Annotated in this window: 24 protein-coding genes; 13 read left to right on the top strand and 11 right to left on the bottom strand. The window is 71.6% G+C overall.

Annotated features, from left to right (window positions below; translation table 11 throughout):
- Window positions 1-30 precede the first annotated feature (30 nt).
- The gene (locus A6A25_RS22690; RefSeq protein ID WP_073893035.1) at window positions 31-678 is read left to right on the top strand and encodes a HemK2/MTQ2 family protein methyltransferase; all 648 of its coding nucleotides are present in this window, start codon (window positions 31-33) and stop codon (window positions 676-678) included.
- Complete coding sequence (locus A6A25_RS22685) at window positions 662-853, top strand: CDGSH iron-sulfur domain-containing protein (protein WP_073893033.1); 192 nt, start codon at window positions 662-664, stop codon at window positions 851-853. The genes A6A25_RS22690 and A6A25_RS22685 overlap by 17 nt, the downstream gene beginning before the upstream one ends.
- 9 nt (window positions 854-862) lie before the next feature.
- Here A6A25_RS22685 and A6A25_RS22680 read toward each other — a convergent pair whose 3' ends face one another.
- From A6A25_RS22680 to A6A25_RS22670, 3 genes are read right to left on the bottom strand one after another with little or no spacing between them, the layout of a single operon-like run.
- Window positions 863-1,861 (bottom strand): iron-containing redox enzyme family protein, encoded by a 999-nt coding sequence (locus tag A6A25_RS22680; protein WP_073893032.1) that lies wholly within the window; start codon window positions 1,859-1,861, stop codon window positions 863-865.
- Entirely contained in the window at window positions 1,858-2,931 is a 1,074-nt protein-coding gene (locus tag A6A25_RS22675; protein WP_073893030.1) for a carboxylate-amine ligase, read from the bottom strand. Before A6A25_RS22675 ends, A6A25_RS22680 begins: the two co-directional genes overlap by 4 nt.
- Complete coding sequence (locus A6A25_RS22670; protein ID WP_073893029.1) at window positions 2,931-4,439, bottom strand: FAD-dependent oxidoreductase; 1,509 nt, start codon at window positions 4,437-4,439, stop codon at window positions 2,931-2,933. Before A6A25_RS22670 ends, A6A25_RS22675 begins: the two co-directional genes overlap by 1 nt.
- 61 nt (window positions 4,440-4,500) lie before the next feature.
- On the opposite strand from A6A25_RS22670, the gene A6A25_RS22665 reads away from it, so the two are divergent.
- A complete protein-coding gene (locus A6A25_RS22665) occupies window positions 4,501-4,938 on the top strand; it encodes a DUF6098 family protein (protein ID WP_073893027.1) in 438 nt (145 codons plus the stop codon).
- A gap of 45 nt (window positions 4,939-4,983) precedes the next feature.
- Here the strand turns inward: A6A25_RS22665 and A6A25_RS22660 are convergent, their stop codons facing one another.
- Window positions 4,984-6,990 (bottom strand): neutral/alkaline ceramidase, encoded by a 2,007-nt coding sequence (locus A6A25_RS22660; protein WP_073893279.1) that lies wholly within the window; start codon window positions 6,988-6,990, stop codon window positions 4,984-4,986.
- Window positions 6,991-7,184: 194 nt separating this feature from the next.
- Here A6A25_RS22660 and A6A25_RS22655 point away from each other — a divergent pair, with 194 nt between their 5' ends.
- Window positions 7,185-8,147: a GlxA family transcriptional regulator gene (locus tag A6A25_RS22655; RefSeq protein WP_073893026.1), complete on the top strand. Its 963-nt coding sequence runs from the start codon at window positions 7,185-7,187 to the stop codon at window positions 8,145-8,147.
- Here A6A25_RS22655 and ccsB read toward each other — a convergent pair.
- The 6 genes from ccsB to A6A25_RS22625 all read right to left on the bottom strand — a co-directional run bounded on the left by ccsB (window position 8,129) and on the right by A6A25_RS22625 (window position 12,018).
- Window positions 8,129-9,010, bottom strand: coding sequence for a c-type cytochrome biogenesis protein CcsB (gene ccsB / locus A6A25_RS22650; protein WP_073893024.1), 882 nt, complete (start codon window positions 9,008-9,010; stop codon window positions 8,129-8,131). The genes A6A25_RS22655 and ccsB overlap by 19 nt on opposite strands.
- Window positions 9,003-9,383 carry a hypothetical protein gene (locus tag A6A25_RS22645; protein WP_073893023.1) on the bottom strand — a complete coding sequence of 127 codons (381 nt, stop codon included), beginning with the start codon at window positions 9,381-9,383 and terminating at the stop codon, window positions 9,003-9,005. The genes ccsB and A6A25_RS22645 overlap by 8 nt, the downstream gene beginning before the upstream one ends.
- 70 nt (window positions 9,384-9,453) lie before the next feature.
- Window positions 9,454-10,335, bottom strand: coding sequence for a M56 family metallopeptidase (locus A6A25_RS22640; protein WP_073893021.1), 882 nt, complete (start codon window positions 10,333-10,335; stop codon window positions 9,454-9,456).
- Window positions 10,332-10,649, bottom strand: coding sequence for a BlaI/MecI/CopY family transcriptional regulator (locus A6A25_RS22635; RefSeq protein ID WP_241828874.1), 318 nt, complete (start codon window positions 10,647-10,649; stop codon window positions 10,332-10,334). The genes A6A25_RS22640 and A6A25_RS22635 overlap by 4 nt, the downstream gene beginning before the upstream one ends.
- A 70-nt stretch (window positions 10,650-10,719) precedes the next feature.
- Window positions 10,720-11,127: a VOC family protein gene (locus A6A25_RS22630; RefSeq protein WP_073893019.1), complete on the bottom strand. Its 408-nt coding sequence runs from the start codon at window positions 11,125-11,127 to the stop codon at window positions 10,720-10,722.
- A gap of 78 nt (window positions 11,128-11,205) precedes the next feature.
- Window positions 11,206-12,018, bottom strand: coding sequence for a GntR family transcriptional regulator (locus A6A25_RS22625; RefSeq protein WP_073893018.1), 813 nt, complete (start codon window positions 12,016-12,018; stop codon window positions 11,206-11,208).
- Between the two features lie 180 nt (window positions 12,019-12,198).
- Here A6A25_RS22625 and A6A25_RS22620 point away from each other — a divergent pair, with 180 nt between their 5' ends.
- The 8 genes from A6A25_RS22620 (at window position 12,199) to A6A25_RS22585 (ending at window position 21,756) form a co-directional block, all read left to right on the top strand.
- The gene (locus A6A25_RS22620) at window positions 12,199-13,443 is read left to right on the top strand and encodes an extracellular solute-binding protein (RefSeq protein ID WP_073893016.1); all 1,245 of its coding nucleotides are present in this window, start codon (window positions 12,199-12,201) and stop codon (window positions 13,441-13,443) included.
- Window positions 13,444-13,446: 3 nt separating this feature from the next.
- Window positions 13,447-14,397, top strand: a complete 951-nt coding sequence (locus tag A6A25_RS22615; protein ID WP_083668560.1) for a carbohydrate ABC transporter permease — start codon at window positions 13,447-13,449, stop codon at window positions 14,395-14,397.
- Window positions 14,394-15,215 carry a carbohydrate ABC transporter permease gene (locus A6A25_RS22610; RefSeq protein ID WP_073893014.1) on the top strand — a complete coding sequence of 274 codons (822 nt, stop codon included), beginning with the start codon at window positions 14,394-14,396 and terminating at the stop codon, window positions 15,213-15,215. Before A6A25_RS22615 ends, A6A25_RS22610 begins: the two co-directional genes overlap by 4 nt.
- A 22-nt stretch (window positions 15,216-15,237) precedes the next feature.
- Window positions 15,238-16,716, top strand: a complete 1,479-nt coding sequence (locus A6A25_RS22605; RefSeq protein WP_241828848.1) for a beta-N-acetylhexosaminidase — start codon at window positions 15,238-15,240, stop codon at window positions 16,714-16,716.
- A gap of 17 nt (window positions 16,717-16,733) precedes the next feature.
- Window positions 16,734-18,116, top strand: a complete 1,383-nt coding sequence (locus tag A6A25_RS22600; protein ID WP_198932811.1) for a cellulose binding domain-containing protein — start codon at window positions 16,734-16,736, stop codon at window positions 18,114-18,116.
- A 148-nt stretch (window positions 18,117-18,264) separates the two neighbouring features.
- A complete protein-coding gene (locus A6A25_RS22595; protein WP_073893010.1) occupies window positions 18,265-19,527 on the top strand; it encodes an MFS transporter in 1,263 nt (420 codons plus the stop codon).
- Complete coding sequence (locus tag A6A25_RS22590) at window positions 19,524-20,924, top strand: pyridoxal phosphate-dependent decarboxylase family protein (RefSeq protein WP_073893008.1); 1,401 nt, start codon at window positions 19,524-19,526, stop codon at window positions 20,922-20,924. The genes A6A25_RS22595 and A6A25_RS22590 overlap by 4 nt, the downstream gene beginning before the upstream one ends.
- A 37-nt stretch (window positions 20,925-20,961) precedes the next feature.
- Complete coding sequence (locus A6A25_RS22585; RefSeq protein ID WP_073893274.1) at window positions 20,962-21,756, top strand: SDR family NAD(P)-dependent oxidoreductase; 795 nt, start codon at window positions 20,962-20,964, stop codon at window positions 21,754-21,756.
- Between the two features lie 339 nt (window positions 21,757-22,095).
- On the opposite strand, the gene A6A25_RS22575 is transcribed toward A6A25_RS22585, so the two are convergent.
- Complete coding sequence (locus A6A25_RS22575) at window positions 22,096-23,463, bottom strand: glycoside hydrolase family 43 protein (protein WP_073893007.1); 1,368 nt, start codon at window positions 23,461-23,463, stop codon at window positions 22,096-22,098.
- A 535-nt stretch (window positions 23,464-23,998) separates the two neighbouring features.
- Between A6A25_RS22575 and A6A25_RS22570 the strand changes: the two genes are divergently transcribed.
- Window positions 23,999-24,214 (top strand): MbtH family protein, encoded by a 216-nt coding sequence (locus A6A25_RS22570; RefSeq protein ID WP_073893005.1) that lies wholly within the window; start codon window positions 23,999-24,001, stop codon window positions 24,212-24,214.
- Window positions 24,215-24,235 lie beyond the last annotated feature (21 nt).

Here is a 24,235-nt window from a genome sequence, read left to right as displayed (position 1 = left end):
GCGGGCGCAGCGGCCGGGAACCACAGTCCTATGTGGTTGTGGAGGCCGCCGGGCGTGTACCGGCCCCAGGAAGACACGTGGCTGATGGCCGAGGCGCTCGAGGAGGCCGGGATGCCCCGTGGTGGGCGGGTGCTGGACGTGTGCACCGGCACCGGCGCGTTGGCGGTCGCCTCGGGACTGGCGGGCGCGAGCGAGATCACCGCGGTGGACCTGAGCAGACGCGCCCTGCTCGCCGCCCGGGTCAACGCCCGCTTGCGCGGGTTGACCCTGCGTGTGCGGCACGGTGACTTCGGTGACCTGGTCGGGCAGGGCGAGTTCGACGTGGTCACGGCCAACCCGCCGTACGTGCCCAGCATCGACGTGCCGGCGCGGGGTCGCGCACGGGCCTGGGACGCCGGGCCGGACGGGCGCGGCGTGCTCGACCGGCTGTGCGCGGTGCTGCCGTTGTTGTTGGCCGACAAGGGCATGGGTCTGATCGTGCACTCGGCGTTGTCCGATCCGGACGTCACGCTGCGGCAGTTGCGCGGTGGCGGGTTGAAGGCGTCGGTGGTGGCCCGCCGCACGGTCGCGTTCGGGCCGGTGATGCGCGGGCGGGCGGCGTGGCTGGCCCGGCGCGGTCTCATCGATGACGGTCAGGAACACGAGGAACTGGTGGTGATCCGTGCCGACAACGCGTGACGTCCGGGTGGTGACCGTCGTGCCCGGTGGGCCCGTCCTGGTGGAAGGGCCGGTGGAGCTGCGAGCCGACGACGGGACGGTGGTGCGTTCGGACCGGTTCGTCGTCGCGGTGTGCGCGTGCCGCCGCAGCAAGCGCTACCCGCTGTGCGACACGAGCCACCGCAAACGACGTTGACCTTCATCCCTAGAGCGGCAGGCGGAGCGCCGTCTGCCCCTCTTCCCACGCGCCGAGCAGGTGATCGCCGAGCCGTTGTTCGAGCAGTTCCGTGGCCTGCACGCCGAACACCACGGATTCCGTCAGCTCCGGCTCACGGGCCAGCAGGTCGCCGATCACGTCCCGCCGCATCACCTGTTCGTGGACCGCGTCGGCTTCGATGTGCTCGGTGAAGAACTCGACGCAGTCGGGGTGCGCGTCCAGGCGCGTCAACGCCTTGGCCATCCGGGCGGCACTGGGCGCGGTGGTGATCTCGGCGGCGGCGAAGTGCCCGACCAGGGACCCGCGCAGCGACCGGTGCAGCCCGCACAACGACATCAGGTTCACCGTCGCCAGCATCACGGCGGGCGCGTGCTCCAGGTACCGCAGGTAGCCGGGGTCCAGCCCGGCGCCCACGAGCAGGTCGGCGAACAGCCGCGAGTGCATCCGGTCGCCGCGCCCACCGCCGAACTCGTCGAACTCCACCGCCACCAGGGCCGCCTTCGCCCGACCGCGCAGCCGGGGGATCACCCACGCGTGCGGGTCGGCCTCCTTGAGGTGGTAGATCGAGCGCAACACCAGGTACTCGCGCATGTGCCACCACTCCCCCTGGTCCTTGAGGAAGTGGCTCACGCCGACACCGTCGACCGGTTCGACCAGCAGTTCGTCCAGCACGCCGTCGATGTCCGCGCCACCGGGCACGTCGGCGCGCAGCGCGTCGAGGAACACCCGTTCCAGCGCGGCGCGGAACCTCAACAGTTCCGGATCCCACTCCCAGTCGTCCGACACGCCCGTGAAGCCCTGGTAGTGCAGTTCGTAGCAGACGTGCAGCGCCAGTTGCAGGTCTTCGCCGTACGGGTCGGGCGAGCCGGGCGACGGTAGGCTCGCCGCCGGCGGGTCGGCGCGCAGGGCGTCCAGCACGGCGGAGGACAGGGGGCCGCGCGGCGCGGGCAGCACGGCGCGGTCGACGGCAGGGTCCACAGTGGTCATGCCCGTGGACTACCCGTTCCGGTCGGTGCGCACGCGAGCAGATCGACGGCAGCCTCGGGCGATCCGGCGCTCAGCTGCCGCTGGGCGCCCGTGCCGCGGTCGAGCACGTCGCGCACGAGGGCGTGGATCGGCTCACGGTCCTCGCCCAGCGCGTCGGACACGTGCTCCAGCAACGATTCCACCAGCTCGACGGCGGGCACCTGCCGTGCGGTGATCGGATCGACGCCCGGACCGGTCAGCCCGTGGCGGGCCGCCGACCACACGGCCGCCGCCAGCACCTGGTCGTCCAGCTCCGGCGCGGTTGCGGCCGTCCGCGCCGTGTCGACCAGTGCCCTGGTCAGGCCCGCTTGGAGCACGGCGTGGTCGACGGTGGCGGCGGTGTCGGCGACCCGCACCTCCACGGTCGGGTACCTCGGCGACGGCCTGGCCAGCCAGAACGTCTGGCTCGCGTCCACCAGCGCGCCGCTGTCCACCAGCCGGGCGACGCGGGCGGCGTGCTCGGCAGCTGTACGGCAGAACGGCGGCACGCCCGAGCCGGGGAACCGCGCCTGGTCCATCATCCGCCAGCTCGCGTACCCGGTGTCGCGGTCCCGGTCGAACGGCGAGTTGCCGCCCAGCGCGAGCAGCGTCGGCAGCCATTGCCGGAGGTGGTTGACCACGTGCACGGCGGTCTCCGGGTCGGGCACGCCGACGTGCACGTGGCAGCCGCAGCACTGGTAGCCGTCCACCTGGGCGCGGTACACCGACTCGATCCGCTCGAACCTCTCCCCCGCGCTCAACGCCGGTCGCGGGTCGGCCAGCGGCGGCGAGCCCGACGCGACCAGCCACAGCCCTTCGGCACGCGCGGCGTCGGCCAACGCGCGCCGACCCGCCTCGAGCTGGTCGCGCAACTCGCCCAGGTCGGTGCACACTCCGCTGGCGAACTCCACCTGCGCGCCGCTCAGCTCGCGGTGCACCCGCGCGCCGGGCGGCAGGTCCCGCACGCCCGCCAGCACGTCGGCCGCACGGGCCACCGGACGTCGCGTCGCCGGGTCCACGAGGAGGAACTCCTCCTCGACACCGACCGTCATCAGGCGGGATCGCGGCGCGGCAGCGGCTTGGTCGCCGGGCCTTCGAGCACCGCGCCGTCCACGTCGAACCGCGACCCGTGGCACGGGCAGTCCCAGCTGCGCTCGGCGGGGTTGAACCGCACCAGGCAGCCGAGGTGCGTGCAGCGCAACGACACGCCGTGCACGCCGCCGGTCTCGTCCCGGTACACCCCGGCCTTGCCGGAGCCGTCGCGCACCACCCGCGCCTCGCCGACCGGCACGTCCGCCACCGAGTCGACCTCGGCCGACTTCAGCCGGTCGCCGACCAGGTCGACGGCCACCTTCGCGTTCAGCTTGGCCAGCTTGGGTGTCGACCCGAGGCTCAGCCGGTGCGGGCTGAACCGGTCCGCCAGCGGGTTCTCCCGGCCCACGATCAGGTCGGTCAGCAGCTCCGCGGCCAGGGTGCCGTTGCTCAGGCCCCACTTCATGAACCCCGTCGCTCCGTACAACGTGGACGATTTGGGCGTGTAGGGGCCGATCATCGGCAGGTTGTCGTAGGAGGTCGGGTCCTGCGCGGACCAGCGGTGGGTGACCTCGGCGATGTCCCAGTGCTCGGCGGCGAACTTGGTCAGCTCGTCGTACGGCGCGCCGGGCGCCTCGCCGGTCGGGTGGCCCTGTCCGGCCACGATCAGCAGGTCGCCGGACCTCGCCAGGGACCAGGTCGGGCTGCCCGCGCTGATCGCCAGGCCCGTCGGCGGCGTGCCCGACGCCAGCCGGACCGCCACGCAGTACGAGCGCATCGGCTCCAGGCGGGCGAAGTACAGGCCCCGGTCCAGGATCGGGTAGTGCGTGGCGATCACCACGCGTTCGGCGACGACCGTGCCCTGATCGGTGTGGACGCGGGTCGGCGTGCCGTCCTCGATGCGCAGCACCCGGCTCGCCTCGTAGACCCGCGACCCGTCACCGTCCACGACCTCGGCCAGGCCGCGCACGTACTTCACCGGGTGGATGGCCAGTTGGTCGTCCAGCCGCACCGCCCCGGCGACCGGGAACGGCACGCCCATCAGCTCGCCACGATCGCGGGACACCGGCAGGCCCGCCTTGACCGCGGCCTTGGCCTCGTCCTCGATCGCGGGGAGGTCCTGCTCGTCGAACGCGAAGGTGTACGCGGGCAGTCGCCGCAGGTCGCAGTCGATGCCCAGTTCGGACACCAGGGACGCCACCCGCTCCACGGCCGCCATGTTGCCGTTGGCGTAGTCGGCCGCGGCCTCGGCGCCGTGCTTGTGCTCGACGGTCGAGTACACAGTGGACTGCAGGGCGGTGACCTTGGCGGTGTTGTTGCCGCTGACACCGCTGCCCACCCGGTCGGCCTCCACCACAACGACCCGCAGGCCCGCTCGCTTGAGCAGCAACGCCGTGGTGACGCCGGTGATGCCGCCGCCGACCACGGCGACGTCCACCGCGGTCTCGCCGGTGAGCACGGGGAACCGGCCGTGCGGGATCGCCTCCGACCACAGCGAGTGGCGGGCGGTCGTGGTCGCTTCGGTCATGCTTTAGCTCATACCCGGGCCCGGCGTGTTCGAACCTCCGCCCACGCGGTACCCCCGGCGCATGCGCACCTTCGCCGACCTCGCCGACCTGGTCTCCCTGGTCGAGGACCGGGCGCCCGCGCGTGAGCTGTACGTGCGCTGGTCACAGGGCCCGGAGGCGGACAGCGACCGGTGCAGCCGGGACGGCCTGAGCGGCGTGCGGCTGCCCGGCCTGTCCGCCAACTCGCTGGCGATCGAACCCTGGTGGGGTGACCGCCCCCTGCGGCTGTGGGTCGCCCGCCGCCTGCACGACTACCGCCACCTGCGGGAACGGCGTGGTCCGGGCACGCGGCCGTGGATCCTGGAGGGCGACGAGGTCGGCCGCGGCCCGGACAACGAGCCCCTGATCGAGTGCCGTCACCCGATCGGGTGGATCACCGACGAGGTGCTGGCCGAGTGCGAGCGCCTCGTGGACGAGCACGCGGCCACGAGCTGGGGCCCGCTGGACCGCGAGGGCTGATCGGCGCCCCGCCGAGCGGGTGGGGGGTCCCGGCCGCGACCGGCCCTAGCCGACGGTGAACGTCCTGGTCGTGCCGCTGAACGGGGTGATCGCGCCGGTCCAGCCGCTCTTCCAGTCACCGTGGTGCACGATGCGGTACTGCCCTGCGGGGGTGTCGGCCGGGATGGTCCAGGTGATCGTGGCGTTCGAGTTCGCCACGCCCTCGCGCTGCCAGCGGTAGCGGGTGGACCAGTCGCCGTCGTCGGCGTGCCGCGTCCACGTGCCGCCGACCAGGCGCTGGACCTCCAGGAACGTGCCGTTGCGGCGCAGGTTGTTCTTCGGGTGGCCGGTGACGAACACCGCCGTGGCGGTCTGGCCGCGGGCATAGGTGGCGGCGGGTTGGGCCAGCACCTGGCCGAACGAGTGCCACGGCGCCTTGTCGTCGAACACCACGCCGGTCTGGAGGTTGATGCCGGTGAACGGCGGCTCGGTCGGCGTCACGCCGGGCGCAAGGGGCGTGCCCGCCCGCAGCGACGCGGCGAGCTTCGCGAACTCCTGCTGGTAGGCGGGCAGGGTGTGGCGGCCGAACAGCGTGGACCCGCCCTCGTACTGCTGCAGGTCGTACTCCTCCGGCGTGGTCACGTACTGGCTGTAGTCGTTGGCGTAGCCCTGCACCAGCACGTTCTCCAGCGGCACGCCCGCCTCGGCGGCCACCGCGCGCCGGATCCGCAGACCGGCCACGATCGTCACCTCACCGGGCACGGCGACCAGGTGCAGCGGCCCGATCTTCACGATCTGCAGCGGCAGCACGTTCGGCGTGGCCTGCACCAGCCCGGTCGGCACCAGCGACGCCTTCGGGTACTGGCAGTCGCGCAGCCACTGCGGCACCTCGACGTCCAGCGGCTCGAACAGCGCCTTCCACGGGCTGGTCATGCCCTCGCTGAAGCCGGGGATCGCGGGACCGTCCTCCACGCTGCCCGCCATGGTGGACGCGCCGACCACGCCCGGGCACGTGGTCCCCGGCTTGCCGTCGGTGGTGTACCGGCCGTCGACCGTCATGGCGGACATGTCCACGAACCGCATCCGGTAGTCCACCGAACCTGTGACCGGCGTCTGCGGTCCGGCGAACACCTGCTGCGCCTTGCGGTTCTGCCGCTCGCCGATGATGCGGGTGTTCTCGACCTCGTCCTCGGTCGGCCCGGAACCGGGGCGCAGGTTGAGGTTCGGCGACATGTCGCCCGCGTTGGTGTTGGGGAACGCGGCGACGAACCCCGGCCGGTCCTCCAGGTACCGCACGCCGCGGTCGTCGTGCTCCCACTGGTAGGACGCGTAACCCTTGTTGTCCGGGCTGATCAGCGTGGTTTTGTTGGTCATCGACGTGTTGTGGGTGGCGAACCAGCTGACCGCGCCGACGTCCTCGCCGTTCTGCCGGAACTTCAGCACCGTCATCGCCGGGTCGATGCCCAGGGGGAAGTGGCCCTTGTCCGGGTTGCGCTCGAACGCGACCCGCGAGCGGTTCACGCTGGCGTCGGTCAGCTCACCGCGTCCCAGCGACAGCTCGCCGGGCTTGAGGTCCTCGTGCGCCGCCACGATCGACTCCGTGATGCCGTCGGTGATCGCGGCGAGCGTCTGCGGTTGCAGGCCGAGGATCGACAGGTTGTAGGCGAGGTTGTGCGAGTAGCCGCCCGGCCCGGCGTGCGTGTGGGTCGCGGACAGCAGCACGTTCTCGCGCGTGTAGAGCGAGCCGTACCGGGCCTGGAGCTTGGCCAGCACCTCTTCCTGCACCGCGCGGAAGATCATCGCCAGGTCCGCGTTGACGTACGCGACGCGCTTGCCGGTGGCCTGGTCGACCACGACGTACGCGCGGGAGCGCTGGCGCTGGTGGATGCCGGTGGTCTTCTGGTCGAACGCCGAGTACCCCATCATCCCGTTCTCGGCGGCGGGACCGGTGACGTCGGCGATGCCCCGGCCGACCAGGTAGGGCTCCGGTGCCGCGTCCGCGACCGGCAGCCCGACCACGACCAGCGCGCCGACCAGCGCGGTTGCCGCCAACGACCGTCGTGAGACCCGCATCCGCACTCCCCGACCGACCCGGTTCGCCATACGCGAAACCTCTTCACTTTTACTCGACGGTAGGTGATCCGGGCCACGCGGGCAAGCCCTCGACCGGCGGTGGAGCCCGCGCCGGTGCCGTCGGAAGTCCTGCGCGGGACGTTCCAGCCGGAGTGACGCCACCCACCCGACGGCGCGGCGCTACGGTCCGGGGCATGCACACCGTGGCCGTGCTCGCCCTCGACGGGGTGGTGCCGTTCGACCTGTCCACGCCGATCGAGGTGTTCACCCGCGTCCGGCTGCCCGGCGGTGAACCCGCCTACCGCGTCCTGATCTGCGGTGCCACGCCGACGGTCGACGCGGGCGCGTTCACCCTCCAAGCGCCGTTCGGCCTGGACGCCGTGGCCGACGCGGACACGGTGATCCTGCCCGGCTGTGCCGACGGCGCCGCGCCGGTTCCGGACGAGGTGCTGGACGCGCTCCGGCGCGCGCACGCGGGTGGCGCTCGGCTCGCGTCCATCTGCTCGGGCGCGTTCATCCTCGCGGCGACCGGCCTGCTCGACGGGCTGCGCGCCACGACCCACTGGGCGGGTGCCGCCGCGCTGGCCGCACGTCACCCCGAGGTCGACGTGGACCCGGACGTCCTCTACGTGGACAACGGCCGGCTGCTCACCTCGGCCGGTGCCGCCGCCGGGCTGGACCTGTGCCTGCACCTGATCCGCCGGGACCACGGTTCCGCGGTCGCCGCCGACGCCGCCCGCCTGTCGGTGATGCCGTTGGAACGCGAAGGCGGGCAGGCGCAGTTCATCGTGCACGAGCAGCCGCCCGCGCCCCGCGGTTCCGCGCTCGAACCCGTGCTGCGGTGGATGGAGGACAACTGCGCGCACGACCTGAGCCTGGACCGGATCGCCGCGCGGGCGGGCATGAGCACCCGCACCCTCAACCGCCGCTTCCGCGAGCAGACCGGCACGACACCGCTGCGATGGCTGCAGCTCACCCGCATCCGCCGGGCGCAGCACCTGCTGGAGGCCACCGACCACCCGGTGGACCGGATCGCCGCACGGGTCGGCTTCGGCTCGCCCACCGCGTTCCGGGACCGGTTCAAGCGGGTCGTCGGCACCAACCCCCACGCCTACCGCTCCGCCTTCCGCCGACCCGCTCAGTCGACCCCCGCGTAGGAGTGCAGGCCGACCGCGACCAGGTTGACGAAGAACAGGTTGAACAGCACCACCACCAGGCCGATGACGTTCAGCCACGCCGAGCGCCGGCCACGCCAGCCCGCCGTGGCACGGGCGTGCAGGTAGGCGGCGTAGCAGACCCACGACACGAACGCGACCGTCTCCTTCGGGTCCCAGCCCCAGAACCGGCCCCACGCCTGCTCCGCCCACACCGCGCCGGTGATGATCGCGAACGTCAACGTCAGGAACCCGACCGTGCCGGTGCGGTAGGCGATCTTGTCCAGGTCCTCGGTGGGCGGAAGTCGCGTCGGGCGCGGCTTGCCCTTGCGCGCGAACTCGCCGCTGCCGGCCAGGTGCAGGGCACTGACCACACCGGACAGCAGGAACACGCCGCTGGCCATGATCGCCGCGGCGACGTGGATGACGATCCAGTACGAGCGCAGCGGCGGCACGAGCGGCGCGGCCTCGGCGTAGAGCCGGTTGCCCGCCAGGAACAGCAGCGACGCGATCGGCAGCAGCACGAACACCGACATCCGGCGCATGTCGTACCGGGACACCACGTACAGCCACGCGACGACGGCGATGAGCCCGACCGCGGACAGGTACTCGTACATGTTGCCCCACGGCACGCGGCCGGTCACGACACCGCGCAGCACGACCGAACCCAGGTGCAGCAGTCCACCCAGGACGGTCAGCGCGACACCGGACCGCCCCAACCGCACCGCGAACGACGGCGGGGCCGCCGCGTGCCGGGTCAGGGCGTACTCGGCCGAGCACAGCAGGGCGGCGAGCATGTAGACGCCGAACGCGCTGGTGAACAGCCAGTCGCTGAGCAGGGCGGGTGTCGCCAGGCGGTTACCCATGGCCGGCCCACAACTGGTTGAGCCGCAGGACCATCACCGGCACGCTCAGGCACGTCACGGTCAGCACGCCCGCGCCCCACCGGGACCGCTCCGCCACCGACCACACCGCGCCGAGCGGCAGCACGACGGCCACGCCGACCAGGTAGCCGACGAACGTGGCCCGGTCCAGCTCGCGGTCCGTGCCGAGCAGCGCCACCACACCGATCGCGGCCTGCGCCAGCAGCCCGACCTCCAGCAGCAGGACGACACCGGCCAGCCCGAGCGTCGGCTTGGTGCGCAAGGTGATCGGGTGGTCGAGCACCGCCAGCACCAGCGCCCAGACCGCGGCGACCACCGCGACGACCGTCAACGCGGTCGCCAGGACTTGGATCATCGAACAACCTCTCCGAGATGACTACTACAGAACGTAGCACTACACGTTGTAGTAGCCCTCGGAGAGGGGTTCACCAGACCAGGAAGCTCAGCGGGGTCGACACCAGTACCAACCCCGTGACCAGTGCGGACCACCGCAGCGCGGCGGGCAGCGGCGGCAGGCCGGCCAGGCGGTCCAACCGGGCTTCCACCGCGATGTCGGCCGCGCCCAGGGCACCCTCGGGCGGGCGTGCGGAACCGAACCGGCGCAGCGCGGCGGCGAGCGGCTGGGCACCGTGCCGCAGGCTCGCGCTCTCGTCGGCCCGCATCTCCACCAGCAACGCCACCGCCCGCGCGACCGAGCGGACCAGGCGGACCTTCGGCAGCACCGCGCACAACGCGCTGAACGGCAGCAGCACCAGGTCGTGCCGTTCGCGCCCGTGCGCGTGCTCGTGCCCCAGCACAGCGTCCACCTGGTCACGCGTCAACGCGGTCAGCGCGCCCGAGCTGAGCACGACGGCCGACCGGGCGCCGGGCACGCAGTAGGCGACGACGTGCGGGTGGTCCAGCACGAACGCGCCCGGCGCCGCGTCGTCCCGGCGGGCGACCAGGGCCAGCACGTCCCGGTGCCTGCGCCGCACCCGCAGCACCGAGCACCACGTCCACACCAGACCGATCACCAGGTCCAACGCGGACAGCAGACCGAGCACGACCAGCACGGCGAACGGCGTCACGTCACCGCGCACCGCGTCGTCGACCCACCGTGCCAAGGCGACCGGGATGGGTGCGCCGTACGGCGCGAGGCCGAGGGCGAGCAGCAACCCGACCGCGGACAGCGCCCAGGACAGGCCGAGCATCTGCCACAGCAGGATCCCGGTGCGCGGTGCGCGCCACACCCACCGGGCGCGGGCGAGCGGACCCGCCACCGCCACGCACAGCACCAGCGTCGCCGCCAGGTGCAGCGCGGCGTTCACCGCTCGTCCAACGCCTGGCTCAGCGCCTGCGCCTCGGGCGGGGTCATCGACTGCGCGAAGTGCGCCAGCGCGGTCTCCCGGTCGCCGGTCAGCGACAACGCGTCCAGCATCAACCGGGCCACGTACTGCTCGCGGCTGGCCACCGGCGCGTAGTACCAGGCACGGCCCTCACCGGCCTCGCGGCGGACGAAACCCTTCTTCGCCAACCGGTTCAACACCGTCATGACGGTCGTGTAGGCGAGGTCGCGGTCGGCCAACGCGCGCACGACGTCCCGCACCGCGACCGGCTCGCCGCGGTCCCACAGGACGTCCATCGCCGCCCGTTCCAACTCGCCAAGCCGGTTCACCACGTGCCGATGGTACGAGGCCGGGCGGCGGACCCGCTCAGGCGCCGCTGATGTTGACCATCCAGGAGACGCCGAAGCGGTCCTGGCACGCGCCGAACTCGTCGCCCCACATCTGCTTCTCCAGCGGCACGGTGACGGTGCCGCCGTCGGACAGCTTGTCCCAGTAGCCGCGCAGCTCGTCGGAGTCGTCGCCGCTGAGGCTGATGGTGATGTTGTCGCCCGCGTTGAGGGGCATGCCGGGCGGGGTGTCGGCGCCCATCAGCGTGTAACCGCCGGGCGTCTCCAGCATGCCGTGCATGATCTTCTCCGCCTCGGGCGCGTCGGGGTCGCCGTACTCGCCGAACGTGTTGAGCCGCAGCGTGCCGCCGAAGACCGATTCGTAGAACTCCATCGCCTCACGGGCGTTGCCGGCGAAGCTGATGTACGGGTTGAGCCGAGAAGCCACCGTGTCCTCCTCGAAGGTCGTACGGGCGGGCCCATCCTGGCAGCACGGGCGGCCGGTCGCACGGGCAACGACCGAGGGCTACTGGACGTCACCGGTGGTGGCCGAGCGGACCGGGCCGGACGACAGGTCGCCGGGCGGGATCCCGGGGTGGTGGCCGGTCCGGGCGCCCGGCGAAGGTGCCGAAGGTGCGAGCGACAGCCGGGAGACGATCCGGTAGCGGTCGCCCCGGTACAGCGAGTGCACGTACTCGACCGGACGGCCGGTGGTGTCGTTGGTCAGGCGCTCGAACAGCAGCGCGGGCGCGAACACCGGCACGCCCAGCAGCTCGGACTCGGCGTCGTTGGTGACCGTGGGCTCGATGGACTGCACCGCGTCGCTGACGTGCACGCCGTGGTCGGCCAGGCGGTCGTAGAAGTTGCCCGACTCCATGTCCTCGACCGTGAGACCGGGTGCCACGGCGACCGGCACGTGCAGGTACTCGATCGCCATCGGCGCGCCGTCCACCAGGCGCAGCCGGGCGATGTAGGTGATCTCGGCCGCCGGCGACACGCGCAGCCTGCGGCCGACCCGCGCGCCGGCCGGGACGCGGGCGTGCTCCAGCACCCGGCTCGTCCACGCCCCGCCCGCCTGCGGCACCGTCATCGCGCGGTCGGCCGAGACCAGTTCCTGGGTGATCTTGGCGGGCGCGACGAACGTGCCGCGGCCGTGCTGGCGGACCAGCAGGCCGGTGTTGACCAGTTCGTCCACCGCCGAGCGCAGCGTCGGCCGGGACACCGAGAGCTGGCGGCACAGCACGCGCTCGGCCGGTATGGGCGCGCCCGGCGGGTGGGTCTCGATGAGTTCGAGCAGGTAGTCGCGCACCCGTTCGCGTTTGAGGATCGGTTCGGCCATGCCGCCTGCCTTCGTCTTGCCGGTCGCCGACCAGTATGTCAGACCAGTGGTCAGGTCGGTTCACATGAAGATCGAGAGCGCTCTCACCGCTGTGAACTGGGTGTTGACTGCCACATTGGTCTATGCCATCTTCGACACGCTCCACCTGGGTTTACCAATTGGTCAGCTGAGAGGTGAGACGTGCCGAACCGCCCCGTCGCCTTCGTCCTCGCGTCGTTGCTCGCCCTGTCCGCCTGCGGTGCCGAGCCGGGTGCGTCCGGCGGCCGGCAGGAGATCACCGTCTGGCTGATGAAGGACTCGGCCACCGACGACTTCGTCAGCCGCTTCGAGACCGAGTTCGAGCGCGAGCACCCCGAACTCGACGTCAAGATCCAGATCCAGGAGTGGAACGGCATCACGCAGAAGGTGACCAGCGCGCTGGCCAGCACCGACCCGCCGGACGTGATCGAGGTCGGCAACACCCAGGTCGCCCAGTACGCGGCCAGCGACGGCGTCACCGACCTGTCGGACAAGGTCGGCGAGCTGGGCGGCGACGACTGGATCCCCGGCCTGGCCGAGCCGGGCGCGGTGGGCGGCAAGCAGTTCGGCATCCCGTTCTACGCGGCGAACCGGGTCGTCATCTACCGCAAGGACCTGTTCGAGGCGGCCGGGGTGACGCCGCCGAAGACGCGGGACGAGTGGCTGGCCGCCACCGCCAAGCTGGACCAGGGCGACACCCAGGGCATCTACCTGCCCGGCCAGAACTGGTACGTGCTGTCCGGGTTCATCTGGGACGAGGGCGGCGATCTCGCCAAGTCGGACGGGGGCAAGTGGTCCGGCTCGCTGAACACGCCGGAGGCGTTGGCGGGCGCGGACTTCTACCAGAAGCTCCAGGCGCTGGGCGACGGGCCGAAGGACTCCGACGAGGCCAAGCCCCAGCAGACCGACGTGGTCGCGGGTGGGCAGGTCGCGCAGTTCATCGCGGTGCCCGGCGCGGCGAAGCTGGTCGCCAAGGCCAACCCCGAGTTGGCCGACAAGCTCGGCTTCTTCCCCATCCCCGGCAAGACCGCGGCCACCCCGGGCGCGGTGTTCACCGGCGGCTCCGATCTGATCATCCCCCTCTCCTCGACCCGCCAGGACGGCGCGTACGCCGTGGTCAAGGCGCTGGCCGGGGAGAAGTGGCAGGTCGAACTGGCCAAGGCGATGAACTACGTGCCGAACCGGACCTCGCTGGCGGACGCGGTCGGCGACGACCCCGGCGCGGCGGCGATGGCGGCGGGCGCGGTCAACGGGCACGCCACGCCCAACTCGCCGAACTGGGCGGCGGTCGAGGCGCGCAACCCGATCAAGGAATTCCTCACCGCGGTGCTGACCGGCGCCGACCCGGCGACCGCCGCGACCGAGGCCGACAAGGTGATCACCCAGGCGCTCAACTCGGGCGCGTGAGGCATGACCACGACGCTGACGCGGACGGTCGAGCACCGCCCGCCGCCCACCTCTCCCCCGCGCCGCCGGCGCACCTCCTGGTGGCCGTACCTGCTGATCGCGCCGACCGTGGCGGCCACCGGGTTCCTGCTGCTGTACCCGTTGGCGCGCAACGTGGTCATCTCGCTGCAGGAGTTCGGCCTGCCACAACTGGTCCGCGGTGACGCGCGGTTCGTCGGCCTGGCGAACTACACGCGGGTGCTGACCGATCCCGAGTTCTGGGCGGTGGTGCGGCGGACGCTCGTGTTCACCGCGGTCAACGTCGTGCTGATCATGGTGTTGTCCACCCTGGTCGCCCTGCTGCTGGTGCGACTGGGCAAGTGGACGCGGCTGCTCGTGATGTCCGGCCTGGTGCTGGTGTGGGCCACGCCGGTCATCGCGGCGACCACGGTGTTCCAGTGGCTGTTCCAGTCCCGACTCGGCGTGGTCAACTGGACGCTGGTCCAGCTCGGGTTCGAGGGCTACCGCGACTACACGTGGTTCGCCGACGGTCCGGCCACGTTCGCCATCCTGGTGGCGTTGATCGTCTGGCAGTCGGTGCCGTTCGCGGCGCTGTCGCTGTACGCGGCCATGGTGACGATCCCGTCCGAGCTGTACGAGGCGGCGCGGATCGACGGCGCGGGCGCGTGGCGGGTGTTCGCCTCCATCACGTTCCCCGTGCTGCGGGCCATGTTCGGCCTGATCACCTGCCTCGAGGTCATCTGGGTGGTCAAGGCGTTCGTGCAGATCTGGGTCATCTCGCAGGGCGGGCCGGGGCAGGCCACCACGACGTTGCCGGTGTACGCGTTCCAGGTCGCGCAGTCGCTGCAGCGCTACGACCTGGGCGCGGCGGTGTCGATGCTCATGGTGCTGCTGCTCGTGCTGGCGCTGCTGGCCTACTTCCGCCAGATGTACCGGCAGGAGGAGGTCTCGTGACCGGCCGGGTGCTGCGCGCGGTGGCCGCGGTCGTGGTGTTCGTGGTGTCGGTGTTCCCGGTGTACTGGATGGTGCTGACCGCGTTCAAGCCGACCCGGGACATCCAGGCGGCGACGCCGACGTTCCTGCCCCTGTCGCTGACCTTCGAGCACTTCGGGACGGCGGTGTCCGCGCAGGGGTTCTGGTCGTTCTGGCGCAACAGCCTCCTGGTCGCCGGCGGCGCCGTGCTGCTGTCGCTGGTAGTGGCGCTGCTGGCGGCGTTCGCCGTGGCACGGCTGCGGTGGAAGGGCCGGCGCGGGTTCATCCTCATGGTGTTCGTGGCCCAGATGACGCCGTGGGAGGCGCTGCTCATCCCGATCTACGTGATCGCCCGCGACACCGGGATGCTCGACACGCTCTGGATGCTCACGCTGGTCTACTTCATGATCACCCTGCCGTTCACGGTGGTGACGCTGCGCGGGTTCCTCGCCGCGATCCCGGTCGACCTCGAAGAGGCGGCGCTGGTGGACGGGTGCTCGCGGGCGCAGGCGTTCCGGCGCGTGGTGTTCCCGCTGCTCGCACCCGGCCTGCTGGCGACGTCGCTGTTCGGGTTCATCACCGCGTGGAACGAGTTCGCCTTCGCCAACGTGCTGATCATCAAGAACCAGGACGACCGCACGCTGCCGGTGTGGCTGTCGTCGTTCAGCAACACGTTCGGCACGGACTGGGGCGCCACCATGGCCGCCTCGACGCTGTTCATGCTGCCGGTGCTGCTGGTGTTCCTCGTGCTCCAGGGCCGGGTGACCACCGGGATCGTCGGCGGCGCGGTCAAGGGCTGACCCGTTGGGGGGATTCGTGATCGTGCCACGACCGACGCGGCTGATCCGGCGGCACGGCCGGTTCACACTCGACCGCGACACGGCGATCCGGGCCATGCCCGGTGCCGAGGGCGCGGCCCGGCTGCTGCGCGCGCTGCTCCGCCCGGCGACCGGCTTGCCGCTGCCGCTGCACGAGGACGGGCGGATGGTGTTCGCGCTGGACGACCGGCTGGTCGGGCTCGGCGACGAGGGCTACGCGCTCACCGTGAACGAACACGCGGTGGTGTTGCGCGCCGCCACGCGGCACGGGCTGGCGCACGGCGTGCAGACGATCCGGCAACTGCTGTCCCCGCAGGCGCTGGGCTCGCGGCCGGTATCCGGTGCGGACTGGACGTTGCCGGGCGTGGACGTGCGGGACGCGCCGAGGCTGCCGTGGCGCGGCGTGCTGCTGGACGTGGCACGGCACTTCCAGCCGGTCGCGGTGCTGCGGCGGTTCGTCGACCTGATGGCCGTGCACAAGCTGAACGTGCTGCACCTGCACCTGACCGACGACCAGGGGTGGCGGATGCCGGTGCCCCGCCACCCGAAGCTCACCTCGGTTGGTGCCTGGCGGGCCGAGAGCATGGGCGACGGCGTGCCGCACGGCGGTTCGTACACCCGCGCGGAGCTGACCGCGCTGGTGTCCTACGCCGACGAACGCGGTGTGCGGATCGTGCCGGAGATCGAGATGCCCGGCCACGCCCGCGCCGCCCTGGCCGCCTACCCGGAGCTGGGCAACTTCCCCCGCCGGCGGTTGCCGGTGTGGACGGGGTGGGGCATCAGCGACGCGGTGTTCGGCGTGCACGACGCCGTGCTGGAGTTCTGCCGGGACGTGCTGGACGAGGTGGTCGAGGTGTTCCCCGGCCCGCACGTCCACCTCGGCGGCGACGAGTGCCCCACCGTCGAGTGGGAGTCCAGTCCCGGCGCGGCGCGACGCGTCCGGCGCGAAGGGCTGGCCGGGCCGCACGAGCTGCACGGCTGGTTCCTGCGGGCGATGGCCGCCCACGTGGTGGAACGCGGACGGGTGCCGGTGTCGTGGGAACCGATCGGCGACCCGCGCGCGGTGGTGATGCCGTGGCGTGACGCGGCCGACGCGCGGACCGCGATGGACCTCGGGCACGACGTGGTGATGACACCGCACCGGTCCACCTACCTGGATTACCCGCAGTCCGCCGACCCCGATGAACCCGCCGGTCAACCCGGCCTGGTCGTGACCTCGCGGGACGTCTACCACCTGCCGTTGCCCGACGGGGTGCTCGGCGCCCAGTGCGCGCTGTGGACGGAGTACGTGCCGACCGCGCACCACCTGGAACGGCTGGCGTACCCGCGGCTCGCGGCGTTGGCCGACACGCTCTGGGCGCAACGCCCCTCCTGGACCGACTTCACCGAACGGATGCGCGCGCACAACGGCCGCCTGAGCGCGCTGTCCGTACCCCTGCCCAGGAAGGAGGACGACGCCCGCTCCCCTGTCCCACCCTGCTGACTTGAGGAGAAACCGAAGTGCACGCACGCATGATCGCCGCGATCGGCGCCGCCGCGGTGTCCGTCGCCGCGCTGGTGGCCGCACCGATGGCGCTGGCCGCCGACTCGGTCACCGCCCAGTACCGGACCAGCGCCGCCGGTGCCACGACCGACCAGGTCGAACCGTGGTTCAAGCTGGTCAACACCGGCGGCACGACCGTGCCGCTGAGCGAGGTGAAACTCCGCTACTACTTCAAGAGCGAGACGCCGGACGTCGGCTACCGCTTCGCGTGCTCGTGGGCGGTGCGCGGTTGCGGCAACGTCACCGGCACGTTCGGCACGCTGACCGGCGGCACCGCCGACCGGTACCTGGAGGTCGGGTTCACCGCGGGCGCGGGCTCGCTCGGCCCCGGCGCCGACACAGGTGACCTGCAACTGCGGTTCTACCGGTCGAACTGGGGGCCGATCACCCAGTCCGACGACTACTCGTTCCGCGCGGCGAGCACCTACTCGGCGTGGTCGCGGGTGACCGTGCACCGCGGCGCCATCCTGCTGTGGGGCACCGGGCCCGGCGGCACCGGTCCCACCACGACCACCACGTCCTCGACCCCGCCGAACCCGAACGGCCCGGCGTTGTTCGACGACTTCAACTACACGAGTTCGGCCGACTCGCGGATCTCGCAGCGCGGCTGGACGGTCCGCTCGGGCGGCGGCGGTCCGGGCGTGCCGGGTGCGGTGTGGGACCCGGCGCAGGTGACGTTCCCGACCGTGGACGGCCAGAAGTCGATGCGGCTGGAGTCGTCCAACAACGGGTCTTCGGCGCGCCAGACCGAGCTGTTCCACCAGCGGAAGTTCTTCGAGGGCACGTACGCGGCCCGGGTGAAGTTCTCCGACGCGCCGGTCTACGGCCCCGACGGCGACCACGTGGTGCAGACGTTCTTCACCATCACGCCGCTGAACAGCGACCTCGACCCGAACTACGGCGAGATCGACTTCGAGTACCTGCCCAACGGCGGCTGGGGTGAACCCGCGAACATCCTGTACGAGACGACCTGGGAGACCTACCGCAACGAGCCGTGGCTCGCCGACAACATCCACACCGCCCAGCGGCAGAGCTACGCAGGGTGGCACGACCTGGTGATCCAGGTGTCCGGTGGCCGGGTGAAGTACTTCGTGGACGGCGCGCAGGTGGCCGACCACGGCGACAAGTACTACCCGGAGACGCCCATGTCGATCAACTTCAACCTGTGGTTCATCTCGGGCGGCCTGGTGGGCGCCCCCGGTGACCGCGCCTACCAGCAGCACGTCGACTACGTGTACTTCGCCAAGGACCAGGTGCTCAGCCCGGCCCAGGTCCAGTCCCGCGTGACGGGCTACCGCTCGTCGGGCGTGGACCACGTGGACACCGTGCCCGCGAGCTAGTTGCTTCCGGGGCCGGGCGGTTGGTCGTCCGGCCCCGGAACGCTTCTTTTGGTCTGCACTGAAGCTATCGTTGCGTTCAAGCAACGGGTACCGACTCCCGAAGTGGCCCTCGCGCAGGTCCGGGGTCGAATGCGAAACTCTTCCGCCTATGCGGCTGATCACTCGCGGCACCAGGGCGGGATACGCGACCGGGTCGTTCGTCACCGGCGCGTTCGGCACCGTGCCGGGGCTGCTGCTGTTGCCGTACCTGACCGACAGCCTGGCCGTGCCCGCCGCCGTCGCCGGACTGCTGGTGCTCGTGCCGAAGGCGTGGGACGTGCTGTTCAACCCCGTCGCCGGACGGCTCAGCGACCGGGTCGGGGCGCGGCGGCCGTTCCTGCTGCGGGGCGGTGTCGCGACGGCGGTGTTGTTCGCACTGCTGTTCGCCGGGCCGTTCACCGGGACGGGCGCCGTGGTGTACGTGGCGGTGGTGTTCCTGGCGTGTGCGACGGCGTACGCGTTCTTCCAGGTGCCGTACGTGGCGATGGCCGCGGAGATCACCGAGGACTACGACGAGCGCACCCGGCTGATGGCGTGGCGGATGGCGTTCCTGGCGTCGGCGATCCTGGTCAGCGGTGCCGGTGCGCCGGCGGTGCGTGACGCGGTCGGGTATCGCGCGATGGGTGTCGCGGTCGCGTTGCTGATGGTGGTCGGTGCGGTGGTCACCTACGCGGGCACGCGGGGTGTGCCCGCGTCACGGCGGGTGTCGGCGGGTGCCGGGCTGGGCGAGTTGGTGGCGGCGGTGCGCGGGTCGCGGCCGTTCCGGCTGCTGCTGGCCGTGTTCGTGGTGCAGGCCGTCGGGCTCGGCACGATGCTCGCCGGTGTCGACTACTTCGCCCGTCTGGTGCTCGGCGAGCCGGGGTTGCAGGCGGCGTTGTTCGCCGGGTTCGTCGGACCGGCGCTGCTGGTCATGCCGCTGTGGCAACGCGTCGGGCGGCGGCACGGCAAGCGGGTCGGGCTGGTCGCGGCATCGGTGCTGTTCGCGGTCGCGGTGACCGGGCTGACCGCGGCACGGGTGCTGCCGGTGCCGCTGGTGCTCGTGCTGATGGCCGTGATCGGCGTGGGCTACGCGGGCATGCAGGTGTTCCCGCTGGCCATGCTGCCGGACGTGATCACCGCGGAGGAACGGCGGTCCGGCGCGACGCGGGCGGGGCTGTTCTCCGGGGTGTGGACGGCCGGTGAGACGTTGGGGCTGGCGCTCGGTCCCGGCGTGTACGGGCTGGTCCTGGCCGTGGGCGGGTACGTCGCGAGCACCGACGGCTCCGTGGTGCAGTCCTCCGGCGCGGTGACGGCCGCGCTGCTCGGTTTCACCGTCATCCCGGCCGTGCTGGCGGTGGCGGCTTTGCCCCTGCTGCGTGAGGAGACCGCGTGACCGAGGACGTCCTGGCCGAGCTGCGTGCGTTGCGGGCCGGTGACCTGCCCACCCACGGCGGGCGCACGCTCGCGTACGTGTACGACAGCGCGCTGCCGGGCCTGGACGAGCTGGCGGCGTCCGCCCACGCGTTGGCGTCGTCGGTGAACGGGCTCGACCCGACCGCGTTCCCGAGCCTGCTGCGGCTGGAGAACGACGTGGTGCGGACCGCCGCCCGGCTGCTGGGCGGCGGTGCCGCGACGGTCGGCACGGTCACGTCCGGTGGCACCGAGTCGTGCCTGCTGACGGTGGTCGCGGCCCGGGACGCGCGGCCGGAGGTGGCGCGGCCGTCGGTGGTGCTGCCGGAGACCGCGCACGCGGCGTTCCACAAGGCCGCGCACTACTTCGGCGTGCGGGTGGTCGCGGTGCCGGTCGACCCGGAGACGTTCCGGGCCGACCCGGCGGCGATGGCAGCGGCGATCGACGACTCCACCGTGCTGGTGGTGGCCAGTGCGCCGTCGTACGCGCACGGGGTGGTCGACCCGGTCAGCGAGATCGCGGCGGCGGCTCTGGCGCGCGGCGCGCGGTGCCACGTGGACGCGTGCATCGGTGGGTGGGTGCTGCCGCACGCGGCGGACGTGCCGCCGTTCGACTTCTCGGTGCCGGGGGTCACCAGCATCTCGGTGGACCTGCACAAGTACGCGTACTGCCCCAAGGGGACGTCCGTGCTTCTGCACGCGTCGGCCGACCTGCGCCGGGCGCAGTACTTCGCGTCGGCCGCGTGGCCCGGTTACACGATGCTGAACTCGACCACCCAGTCCACCCGATCAGGTGGACCCTTGGCTGCCGCGTGGGCGGTGCTGCGGCACATCGGTGACGACGGGTACCGCTCGCTGGCACGTCAGGCGTTGGAGAGCACGCGGGTGTTGCGCGAGGGCATCGCGAAGATCGACGGGTTGCGGGTGCTGGGCACGCCGTCGGCGACGTTGCTGGCGGTCGCGGCCGACCGGGACGACTTCGACGTGTTCACCGTGGCCGACGAGATGAAGGCGCGGGACTGGTACGTCCAGCCGCAGTTCGCCTACCGCTCCTCCCCCGCCAACCTGCACCTGACCGTGACGGCGGCGAACTCCGGGCACGAGGAAGAACTGCTCGCCGACTTGCGTGCGTCGGTGGAGGCGGCGATCGAGGCCGGACCGGTGCGGGTGGCGCCCGAGGTCGTGGCGTTCATCGGCGGGCTGGACCCGGGCTCGCTGACCCCCGAGGAGTTCGCCGGGCTGCTCGCGGCGGCCGGGATGGGCGGCGGTGACGGCGTGCTGCCCGAGCGGATGGCCACGGTGAACGCCCTGCTCGCGGCGGCGAGCCCGGCGTTGCGGGAACGGCTGCTGGTGGAGTTCCTGGGCGCGCTGTACTCGTGACCGGCGGCATTGCGCCGTTTGGGCCAGCATGGTCGGCATGCACCTGGATCTGAACGGGAAGACGGCGCTGGTCACCGGGTCCACGCAGGGCATCGGCGAGGCGATCGCGGTGTCGTTGGCGCGGGCCGGTGCGCGGACGGCGGTGAACGGACGCCGGTCCGACGTGGTGGACGAGGCGGTGGCCCGGCTGCGGGAGGTCGTGCCGGGGGCGGACGTGCTCGGCGTGGCGGCGGACGTGTCGACGGCGGAGGGTGCGGCGGCGCTGGTCTCGGCGTTGCCCGAGGTGGACGTGCTGGTGAACAACGTCGGTGTCTTCGGCGCGCGGCCCGCGCTGGAGATCACCGACGACGAGTGGCGGCGGTACTTCGAGGTGAACGTGCTGGCGGCCGTTCGGCTGACCCGCGCCTACCTGCCCGGGATGCGCGGGCGCGGGTGGGGCCGGGTGCAGTACATCGCCAGCGACTCGGCCGTGGTGATCCCGGCCGAGATGATCCACTACGGCGTGTCGAAGACGGCGCTGCTCGGCGTGTCGCGCGGGTTCGCCAAGGAGGCGGCGGGCAGCGGGGTCACGGTGAACTGCGTGATCGCGGGGCCGACGCACACCGGCGGCGTGGAGGACTTCGTCTACCAACTGGTCGACCGCGCCCTGCCGTGGGAGGAGGCCCAGCGGGAATTCATGCGCGCACACCGCCCGCAGTCCCTGCTGGGCAGGCTGATCGAGCCGGAGGAGATCGGCAACCTGGTGGTGTACCTGGCCTCACCGCAAGCCTCGGCGACCACCGGCGCGGCGGTCCGCGTGGACGGCGGCTACGTCGACTCGATCCTGCCGTGACCCGGCTCAGCGTGGTTCGCGCGGAACGCGCCGCATGGCGTCGCGGATTCTGCGACAGCAGGATCAGGTCATCCGTCGAGGACTTACCACCGCCACTTCGCCGACCCCACCCTCGACCCGGCCCGGCTGGCGCTCTACCGCCTGGCCACCTAACCTCTCGCTGGTGGCCGGACCGCTGCGCCTGCTGGACGGCGACTTCCCCCACCGCGCCGGGATGGTCGAGATCGTGGAGCAGAACATCGCCCGCACCCTGGCCCAGCTGCCGGGGTGAAGGGCTCTGTGGGCGCGGCACGCCGCCGAGGTGCCGCGCCCACAGCCTGATCGGCCCTGACCGACGGGTCAGTGACCGACCTGGAACGTGGCGTCCGCGCGGTCCGTCGCCGTGCTGATCGGGTCGATGCGCAGGACGTAGCCGGCGTGACGGAGGTGGCGGTCGGGGAAGTTGTGCGAGCGGAACGACGTCCACGCCGAGTCCGCCAGACCGGGGACGCGGTGGAAGGTGGCGTCGGCGGCGAAGGTGGAGCTGCCGTCGTTCACCGCCAGGGTGAGCGCGTAGTTCACGTGGCGCAGGTAGCGGTCGGGGTAGTTGACCGAGCGGAACGAGACGCCGGCCGAGGACGCGAGGCCGGGGACCAGGCGCCACTGCGAGTCCTGGTACGGGTCGAACGGGTAGGGGTCGATGCGACCGACGTTGTCGGCGTGCCGGATCAGGTGGTCGGGGAAGTTGTAGGACTTGATCCGGTTCCAGCTCGGTGCGCCCCACCGCGAGAGCAGGTTGGCGTGCTCGGTGGCGGTGATGCCGCAGATGGTGGGGTGCTTGGCGTTGAGCGGCTGGGTGTACTGCGCCTTGTTGAGCGGGGTCCAGGAGTTGGTGTTGATGTCGCCGCTGCGCCACGCGTACAGCTCGCCGTTGACCGGGGAGAATGAGTCGCCCCACAGCCACCACTCGTTGCGGTTGTGCGCTTTGACCACGATCGGCGCCTCGATGCCGCCGCTGACCACACCCGTGGTGTAGGTGCCGCGGTCGAAGCTGCGCGGGTCGAGCGTGCTGGAGCGCGCGCCGTAGAGGCGTCCGTCGGCGAAGCTCTTGTAGTACAGGTAGTTCGTGCCGTTGCCTACGTGCATCGTGGCGTCCAGCACGTTGAAGCCGGGGTCGAAGAACAGCTGCGGCGCGCCGACCGTGACGAAGTCGGTGGTGTAGTTGACGTAGAACGCGTCACGGCCGCCGCTGTTGGCCGAGTACAGGATCCCGTACTGGCCGCGCGAGGCGTCCCAGAACGCCTCCGGCGCCCACGTGTGCGTCGGCATCGAGTGCATCTTCAGCCGCCGGTAGCCGGTGAACGACCTCAGGTCGGCCGAGTCCCAGGCGTGGATGTACTGGTTCTGCCGGGTGAAGTCCGTACCGGTCAGGTCGGTGGCCAGCACGATGAACCCGCCGTTCTGCTTGCGCATGATGAACGGGTCACGCAGGCCGCCGGTGCCCGCGGTCGGGGTGGCGACGGGGTTGCCCTGGTTGAGCGGAACCCAGGTCAGACCATCGGTGCTCACCGCCAGGTGCAGCGAGTAGCGGTCGGCGAGGCGGTTCGGCGACTCGGTGAAGTAGCCCATCACGTAGGCGGAGTCACCGGGCGCCGCCGCGGCGATCCCGGTCCGGGCCAGCGCCAGTGAGGCGAGGCCTCCGGCCAGCAGTGTGCGTCGTTGCAGCATCAGCCGTTGCCTTTCACAGGGAGCCCCGGGGCGGGCAGGAGGCACCCGCCTCGGGGGAGTCTCATTCGCCGGAGGGTGTGGTGAGGTGGTGCCGAAGTGGACAGGGGTGCCGCGGGGCGGCGGGCCGCGGCTGCGGGTGGACAGGATCACCGGCCACTCGCCAGTACGCCTGTTAACGCTAACAGCACGATCCGCGATGGTTCAATAGCCAAGCGCCCTCGGCTTCCCCGCGAGCTCTTGGCGTCGAAGGGATTCGACCGGCTAGGCCATTCGGTCGCATCCCTTCAGTCTGTTAGCGATAACAAGTGTCGCGATTCCACGCCTGCCGGAAATTGTTCGCGAACCGACCGGGGAAACCGCCGGGTGACCGGTCGAACACGCCGCGCGACGTTCCATAGGAAGCCTGAATAGTTCTCGCCACACCGGACCAATGAACGGTTCGACCGTTCAGAGGATTCCACATTCCGAGACGCGCGGCGTAACGTGACGCGAACCAGAGACCCGCCCGCATCCGCCCAGGGCAGGAGATCGATGCATGACTGACGAGAACGCGAATCACCGGCAATTCCTCGTCGTGGTGAACGACGAAGAGCAGTACTCGGTCTGGTTCGCCGACCGGGACCTACCGCCGGGATGGCGGGCCGAGGGCACCCGTGGCACCAGGGAAGACTGCCTGACCCACATTGACCGGGTGTGGACGGAAATGCGACCCCGCAGCGTCCGCGAGCACGTCGCCGCGCAGCGCGACTGACGCTCCACCCGAGCACACCTC

It is taken from the genome of Saccharothrix sp. CB00851 (genome assembly GCF_001905065.1).
Lineage (GTDB): Bacteria > Actinomycetota > Actinomycetes > Mycobacteriales > Pseudonocardiaceae > Actinosynnema.
Note: the sequence above shows the minus strand (reverse complement) of the source record. Positions and strands in the feature narration are given on the sequence as shown.

Bases quoted from the DNA above. Each gene is read 5' to 3' on its own strand.
- ccsB (WP_073893024.1), bottom strand. From the start codon at position 9,010: ATGGGTAACCGCCTGGCGACACCCGCCCTGCTCAGCGACTGGCTGTTC.
- A6A25_RS22570 (WP_073893005.1), top strand. From the start codon at position 23,999: ATGACTGACGAGAACGCGAATCACCGGCAATTCCTCGTCGTGGTGAAC.
- A6A25_RS22680 (WP_073893032.1), bottom strand. From the start codon at position 1,861: ATGACCACTGTGGACCCTGCCGTCGACCGCGCCGTGCTGCCCGCGCCG.
- A6A25_RS22615 (WP_083668560.1), top strand. From the start codon at position 13,447: ATGACCACGACGCTGACGCGGACGGTCGAGCACCGCCCGCCGCCCACC.
- A6A25_RS22585 (WP_073893274.1), top strand. From the start codon at position 20,962: ATGCACCTGGATCTGAACGGGAAGACGGCGCTGGTCACCGGGTCCACG.
- A6A25_RS22625 (WP_073893018.1), bottom strand. From the start codon at position 12,018: ATGGCCGAACCGATCCTCAAACGCGAACGGGTGCGCGACTACCTGCTC.
- A6A25_RS22670 (WP_073893029.1), bottom strand. From the start codon at position 4,439: ATGACCGAAGCGACCACGACCGCCCGCCACTCGCTGTGGTCGGAGGCG.
- A6A25_RS22675 (WP_073893030.1), bottom strand. From the start codon at position 2,931: ATGACGGTCGGTGTCGAGGAGGAGTTCCTCCTCGTGGACCCGGCGACG.
- A6A25_RS22655 (WP_073893026.1), top strand. From the start codon at position 7,185: ATGCACACCGTGGCCGTGCTCGCCCTCGACGGGGTGGTGCCGTTCGAC.
- A6A25_RS22595 (WP_073893010.1), top strand. From the start codon at position 18,265: ATGCGGCTGATCACTCGCGGCACCAGGGCGGGATACGCGACCGGGTCG.
- A6A25_RS22575 (WP_073893007.1), bottom strand. From the start codon at position 23,463: ATGCTGCAACGACGCACACTGCTGGCCGGAGGCCTCGCCTCACTGGCG.
- A6A25_RS22690 (WP_073893035.1), top strand. From the start codon at position 31: ATGTGGTTGTGGAGGCCGCCGGGCGTGTACCGGCCCCAGGAAGACACG.
- A6A25_RS22645 (WP_073893023.1), bottom strand. From the start codon at position 9,383: ATGATCCAAGTCCTGGCGACCGCGTTGACGGTCGTCGCGGTGGTCGCC.
- A6A25_RS22665 (WP_073893027.1), top strand. From the start codon at position 4,501: ATGCGCACCTTCGCCGACCTCGCCGACCTGGTCTCCCTGGTCGAGGAC.
- A6A25_RS22635 (WP_241828874.1), bottom strand. From the start codon at position 10,649: ATGGACGTCCTGTGGGACCGCGGCGAGCCGGTCGCGGTGCGGGACGTC.
- A6A25_RS22660 (WP_073893279.1), bottom strand. From the start codon at position 6,990: ATGCGGGTCTCACGACGGTCGTTGGCGGCAACCGCGCTGGTCGGCGCG.